Annotated in this window: 8 protein-coding genes and 1 tRNA gene (1 of these 9 running past the window's edge); 4 read left to right on the top strand and 5 right to left on the bottom strand. The window is 42.3% G+C overall.

Annotated elements, in window-relative coordinates:
* Positions 1-656: the beginning of a GGDEF domain-containing protein gene (locus ACUJFL_RS09380; RefSeq protein ID WP_445424708.1), read on the bottom strand. Its footprint begins 1,126 nt before the window's first position; 656 of the gene's 1,782 nt are visible here — the first part of the coding sequence; its start codon is at positions 654-656; its stop codon lies off the left edge, out of view.
* Between the two features lie 150 nt (positions 657-806).
* Here ACUJFL_RS09380 and ACUJFL_RS09375 point away from each other — a divergent pair, with 150 nt between their 5' ends.
* Positions 807-1,241: a SulA-like leucine-rich domain-containing protein gene (locus tag ACUJFL_RS09375; protein ID WP_445424707.1), complete on the top strand. Its 435-nt coding sequence runs from the start codon at positions 807-809 to the stop codon at positions 1,239-1,241.
* 148 nt (positions 1,242-1,389) lie between these two features.
* A complete protein-coding gene (locus ACUJFL_RS09370; protein ID WP_226751583.1) occupies positions 1,390-1,866 on the top strand; it encodes a YchJ family protein in 477 nt (158 codons plus the stop codon).
* A gap of 12 nt (positions 1,867-1,878) precedes the next feature.
* Here the strand turns inward: ACUJFL_RS09370 and ACUJFL_RS09365 are convergent, their stop codons facing one another.
* The gene (locus ACUJFL_RS09365; RefSeq protein ID WP_445424706.1) at positions 1,879-2,355 is read right to left on the bottom strand and encodes a VC2046/SO_2500 family protein; all 477 of its coding nucleotides are present in this window, start codon (positions 2,353-2,355) and stop codon (positions 1,879-1,881) included.
* A gap of 108 nt (positions 2,356-2,463) precedes the next feature.
* Here ACUJFL_RS09365 and ACUJFL_RS09360 point away from each other — a divergent pair.
* A tRNA-Tyr gene (locus ACUJFL_RS09360) sits at positions 2,464-2,548 on the top strand.
* Positions 2,549-2,889: 341 nt separating this feature from the next.
* Here the strand turns inward: ACUJFL_RS09360 and deoC are convergent.
* Positions 2,890-3,621: a deoxyribose-phosphate aldolase gene (gene deoC / locus ACUJFL_RS09355; protein WP_445427304.1), complete on the bottom strand. Its 732-nt coding sequence runs from the start codon at positions 3,619-3,621 to the stop codon at positions 2,890-2,892.
* 234 nt (positions 3,622-3,855) lie between these two features.
* Positions 3,856-4,563: a M48 family metallopeptidase gene (locus ACUJFL_RS09350; protein ID WP_445424705.1), complete on the bottom strand. Its 708-nt coding sequence runs from the start codon at positions 4,561-4,563 to the stop codon at positions 3,856-3,858.
* 97 nt (positions 4,564-4,660) lie between these two features.
* Between ACUJFL_RS09350 and xthA the strand changes: the two genes are divergently transcribed.
* Positions 4,661-5,476 carry an exodeoxyribonuclease III gene (gene xthA / locus ACUJFL_RS09345; protein ID WP_445427303.1) on the top strand — a complete coding sequence of 272 codons (816 nt, stop codon included), beginning with the start codon at positions 4,661-4,663 and terminating at the stop codon, positions 5,474-5,476.
* Between the two features lie 53 nt (positions 5,477-5,529).
* Here the strand turns inward: xthA and yfbV are convergent, their stop codons facing one another.
* Positions 5,530-5,970 (bottom strand): terminus macrodomain insulation protein YfbV, encoded by a 441-nt coding sequence (gene yfbV / locus ACUJFL_RS09340; protein ID WP_226751578.1) that lies wholly within the window; start codon positions 5,968-5,970, stop codon positions 5,530-5,532.
* Between the last annotated feature and the right edge of the window lie 30 nt (positions 5,971-6,000).

Genomic DNA, 6,000 nt, shown 5'->3' with positions numbered 1-6,000 from the left:
TCCTGCGTTTCAATCCCTTCGGCAATAATCAACGCACCGGTAGCTTTAGCTAAACTGATAATATTTTTAACAAAGGCCTTTTTGGTCGGGTCACGATGAATTTCGCTAATGAAATAACGATCAATTTTAACGAAATCAGGCTGCAACTCTGACCATAGCTTCAAACCCGAAAAACCACTGCCCAAATCATCAATCGCAATTAAAAAACCCAGATCGCGATAATGGTTCACCGCTTTAATTAATAAACTCGCCTCTTCTACTTGGTATTGTTCCGAAATTTCAATCACTACCTGTGACGGATCTAAACCGGCTTTTTGTAACATCGCTTTGGTTAGGCCGCTAGGATGATCAGCGGTCAGTAATAATAGTGGATTAACATTTAAGAATAATTTACTAGTGACGCCTGCACTGGCAAAGGCTGCAATACTCAACTCTCGGCAGAGCAGTTCTAACTCGGCTAACGCATCGCACGCAAGCGCGGTTTTAAACAGTTGCAAAGGCGAATGCAGCGGGCTGTTCGATGGGCCACGAATTAACGCCTCATAACCGAAAATCTGCGCAGTATTTAAAGTAACGATAGGTTGAAATAACGGCTGAAGCGCTTTGGCCTGCAAAATACTTTGTAGCTCAACACAAGACTGTTCTGAAGTTGCCATACATCAAATCCAAAATTAACAACAATAAAGAATATGCAGGTTGTATGACAACGATATGACTAAAAAAACAAACACAAAACACTTGCTTTTTATTTGAACAAAAACTACTGTATAGGCATACACTGTATAAATAACCAGCTAGAGGTTTACATGCTTATTACCAGCAAAACGGCACACCATGATACTCAACTTCGCAACAGCAAATCGTTAAACAATATTGCTGTGCCTTCCACGCAGGCCTCGGCATATCAACAGCATGATAATATCGAACTACAACTATTAAAGTTGCTACAACAACATCGCGATGTAGATGGCTGGATCGTATTAATCGCACCGAAAGTGAAACCTAATAAAAATTTTTGGGCAAGCTGCCAGATCCCTCTAGAAAAAATCTTAATGATTCATCCGCACCAGGTTAAGGATTTAGCGAAAACGGTACAACGCGCGATAAACAGTGCTAGCTGTAAAGTTGTGTTGCATGGTGGTGAATTAACTGATGAGGAAGCAACGCAATTAGCGCAATTAGCAGAGAAGCAGCAAACTGCGTTGTATCCCTTAACACAGGCAATGGTGAAACAACATTAAAACTCTATATCAGTGACAAGTGACAAGTGACATACTTTATCTAAGCTATGCATCACAATACTTAACAAAAAACGATAAATCATCAATAAAGTGAAACACCCTGAGCTGGCTTAGGGGTAAACTAACACGCATTAATGTGGAGATAACGATGCTGTGTTATTGCTGTTCAAAAAAACCGTTTATTGAATGCTGTGCCCCTTATGTATTAGAAGGTGAATTAGCACCAAATTGTGAAGCCCTAATGCGTTCACGTTACACGGCCTATTGTCTTGGTCAGATTGACTATGTTTACCAGACTACGCATCCAACACAACGTTCAGCTGAATTGATAGAAGAAATTCAACAGTTTGCTGATAGTGTGCATTTTTTTAAGTTAGCGATCAGCGAGAGCAACCAGAATATGCATAAAGGTGAAGTAAGTTTCAAAGCCTACTTTATTATCGATAACACCGTTGAAGTGATCACAGAACAGTCATTTTTTGAATTTATTGATAAATGGTATTACCACAGTGGCAAACTGTCAGCCACACCAAGCCATAAGTTAAAACGTAATGAGCTTTGCCCGTGTGGTTCATTGATAAAAGTGAAACATTGTCAAACTCATCTAATAAGCGGTCAAGCATAAGATCAAGAAGCACTAAAGCGGTAAAGGGTTAGCATTCAGTTCTTGCAGCATTTCATATAACACGGTTTCGTCCCCTTCTTGGATCGGTGGTTCCTTGCCACTTAGACGACGTATAGCATGCTGATCTAAATTACTCATCAAGCGACCATCTAATTTTTTGGCATCATCTTTTCTAACCCAAGGCTCAGGGGTTAAAGCGCTTTGTAATTTCAATTGGCGTAAACTCGTTTGCGCAGATCGATTAAGTTGCGCTAACACAGCCGCATCAGTTTCTTGCCATGCAAAACTGCGGCGTTGACGCACAAATAATTGCTGATAGAGCGTTGCGTTAACCTCAACGCTTTTAGGTAATGGCGTATAAAAAGCCGCCATTTCTTGTACCGCCGGAGACAACACCGCTAACCACAACGCAAAATCAGCACGATGCTGTTGTTGCAGTGCTTGGTTAAGCGTTGTACCCAGTTGCCATTCGTTAATGATTGCTTGCATTATCTACACTTTTTAGCCTAACTGTTTGCTTTATCGGCAAACAGTCAAAAAACTTTAGTAAAGTGCTTTACTTAAAAACTGAATTTGATAATATGCGCCTGCACTTGTGGAGGGGTTCCCGAGTGGCCAAAGGGATCAGACTGTAAATCTGCCGGCACTGCCTTCGAAGGTTCGAATCCTTCCCCCTCCACCATTTCTCTTTATGCCTAATTTCTTCAATTTAAATCAAAACGCTTTAAAACACTCTTAGGGCAAGGTGAGAACCTTCAGCAGGTTTGACAATGCGCAGCATTGACCAGCGGAACAATGTGGCGCTTGCCTGAAAGGCGAGCAACGCAAGCAATTTCTTCTTCAGCAGCCTCTTTCCTATTCAATTCATCGTGTTATCAGCAAAAAATGCTGTTACGGCTGACTCATTGTCGCGATTAATTAATACTGTCTTTATAAGCAAAAGCAAATAATGGCATAACAGCCAGTACTTGCTCGTACTTATTGATAATGACTATAACGTTGTCTTTGGTTAAAAGGCCGTAACTAACTGGCAAGTTGCTGACATAGCTCAGTTAATAAGGTACTGGCACCAATACGTAGCCCTTCGCTTTGTGCCGTTTTACCCGTCACTTGCTCATATAAACTGACTATCTCTAATGCTTGCTCAACGGTTTTGACACCACCTGATGCTTTAAATCCTACCGAGCGATCTGCGGCAGCTATACTGGTTAAGATGATTTTAGCCGCTTCCAGGGTAACGCCAACCGGCACTTTACCGGTTGATGTTTTAATAAACTCGGCACCACTATCTATAACCAATTCACTGGCTTTAGTAATTTGTTGTGCGGTTAATAGCTCACCTGATTCGATAATGATTTTTAAACACAGACCTTGGCTTGCTTCGCGCACCGCAGCTAAAAACTGAGCGACTTCGGTTTCTTTGCCGCTGAGTAAGGTTTGATAAGGTAAAACACAATCAATTTCCGTCGCACTGGCTTGGCGTGCTGTAGCGATGTCTGCTAGTACGGTAGATAAGGGTTGATCGCCAGTTGGAAAGTTAACAACCGTCGCCAGTGCCACAGTTTCATTAGACTGCGTAATATGTTTACGGGCCTCGGCTAAAAATTCAGGATACACACATAATGCGGCCACCGGCGCGGGAGTTACCGGTAATTGGACTAACCAATCGGTCATTTGACGCTGATCATCGTTATCTTGTAAGCGTGTTACATCTAAAAGTTTAAGCAGTTGCAATAAACGAAGGGGATTCATCATGGTTAGTTGCCTGTCTGTTTCATTATTATTAATTACCGTCTAATTAATCGCGGTATGCTCACCTAGTGAGGGCAGAGATTAAACTAAAATAGCGATTTAATGCAAAATCTAATAAATAATTATGCCGCAATGGAATCTTTTCATAATCAGTGGGTCTTAAAAGGTGTGTTATCCCTGGATGTATTCTCCTTTTAATCAATTTATCTTGATACCGACCTGCAAAGGTCGGTTTTTTTATAACAACAACCGCTGATGTTGCTTTAGCCACTGCTCCGCTAACCTGTAATCAGCAGAAAACTTTGCTACGCGTTGCCAAAAAGCGTTTGAATGATTCATGTGGGTTAAATGTGCTAATTCGTGCACAACAACATACTCTGCTACCCAAGTAGGCGCTTGCATCAAGCGCCAATTAAACCCTACCTCTGACAAACTATTGCAAAACCCCCATTTACGCTGCCAGTTACCAATACGGATTGCCTTTGGCTTACACCCCATAAGCTGAGCTTGAGACGCTACCGCTTGCTGAAAATACTGTTCAGCCAGAGGTACAAAATATTCTTGCAGTTGTCGATTCAGGTATAAAGCACGTCGTTCTGGCTTCACCCGCGTTGGGATCGATACTTTACACTGACGCTCCGTCATTACCACATTGGCTTTGGCCGCTAACTGCCAACAAAATGGTATCGATTGCCCTGACACTAAAATTTCATGACGATCTAACGCTGCCACGGCGCTATCAGCTTCGGCTTCCGTTCGAGCAAGGTGTAACAAGATCCATTGTTGTTTGCGCGCTAATAACGCAGAGATGAACTGACTTGAAGTGCCTTTTGGTGCTCGAATGGTCAATTGCCCTGCCTTAATGGCCAATTGCACAGAACGTCGCCGACTGTAGATGACTTGATAGTTAAAAGGCAAAGCTGTTTGCCCAGATAATATTGCCAAAGATTGCTCCGGATCCGAGTTTGTCACAGGTCGTGCTGATCTGGATTACATGGTATGATCAACAACAAGCGTTAACAGGTCTTAATTCGGATAGTGTATGAAAATAATTTCTTTTAATATTAATGGTATTCGCGCCAGGCTGCATCAACTTCAAGCATTAATTGAAAAACATCAACCTGACATTATTGGTTTACAGGAAATCAAAGTACATGATAGTGAATTCCCATTAGCTGATGTTCAAGCAATGGGTTATCACGTTTATCATTTTGGCCAAAAAGGGCATTATGGTGTTGCCATCATGAGTAAGCAACCGGCCAGCGAAATGCAATATGGTTTTCCCGGCGATAATGAAGATGCTCAACGTCGAATGCTAATTGGACAATTCGATTTAGCCGATGGCAAACGCCTAACTGTGCTAAACGGCTATTTCCCGCAAGGGGAAAACCGCGAGCACCCGATAAAATTCCCCGCCAAAACTCAGTTTTACGCTGATTTGCAACATTACCTAGAAACTTCGCATAACAGCGAAAAGGACTATGTGGCCGTAATAGGTGATATTAACATCTCGCCTATCGACTTAGATATCGGCATCGGCGAAGCCAATGCCAAACGTTGGTTACGTGAAGGTAAGACCTCTTTTTTGCCGGAAGAACGTGCTTGGCTACAACAATTGAAAGATTGGGGCTTGATTGATACTTTCCGTGCACTGCATCCAGAAACTGGCGCACAATACAGTTGGTTTGATTATCGCTCGAAGGGTTTTGATGATAATCGTGGATTACGCATAGACGTGGTTATGGCTACCCCGTTGCTGGCGGCTAAGTGTATTGAGTCAGGCATCGATTATGAACTCAGGGGTATTGAACGCCCATCTGACCACGCCCCTGTTTGGTCAGTATTTAATTTAGCTTAGCTTAGCTTAGCTTAGCTTAGCTTAGCTTGAGCCACTGTCATGAATGCGTCTTGTTAAAACCAACGGCGCATTACCGTATTGTCTAACTGCTGATAAGCCTGTTGAAGTAGTTTAGCCAGATCGAAATAGCTTTTTAACGAGCCAGGCTGGCTTTGTAATTGGCCATGCTTGATGATTTGCTCACGAATTTCGTTTCCCCAATTTATCAGCGCTGGAGGTAAACTGTTGTCAGCTCGTATGCCTAGCCAATAAAAACCCTGCAATGGTAACGCGGCTAAAAACAACATCATGGCAATAATCTGACCGAGATGTTCTGCACCAAGCAATTTGAATTGGACTAAAGCCGTAATTACCGATAATACCGGCAAAAAATGAACGCCTTTACGCGTTAAGAAAATGACTTTATTTTCAGGGAAAATAGCATTTAATTCTGGTTTAGTCGGCCAAGTACGACTATAACGAATACCTTGGCTTAGAATACGAATCAGCTGCAATTACTCTACTCCCGTGCTGGCCTAGTTTGA

It is taken from the genome of Alishewanella sp. HL-SH05 (genome assembly GCF_052655985.1).
This window is presented reverse-complemented; position numbering and strand designations above follow the sequence as displayed.

Coding starts and splice junctions, on each gene's coding strand:
- ACUJFL_RS09375 (WP_445424707.1), top strand. CDS start 807: ATGCTTATTACCAGCAAAACGGCACACCATGATACTCAACTTCGCAAC.
- ACUJFL_RS09370 (WP_226751583.1), top strand. CDS start 1,390: ATGCTGTGTTATTGCTGTTCAAAAAAACCGTTTATTGAATGCTGTGCC.
- ACUJFL_RS09365 (WP_445424706.1), bottom strand. CDS start 2,355: ATGCAAGCAATCATTAACGAATGGCAACTGGGTACAACGCTTAACCAA.
- deoC (WP_445427304.1), bottom strand. CDS start 3,621: ATGATGAATCCCCTTCGTTTATTGCAACTGCTTAAACTTTTAGATGTA.
- xthA (WP_445427303.1), top strand. CDS start 4,661: ATGAAAATAATTTCTTTTAATATTAATGGTATTCGCGCCAGGCTGCAT.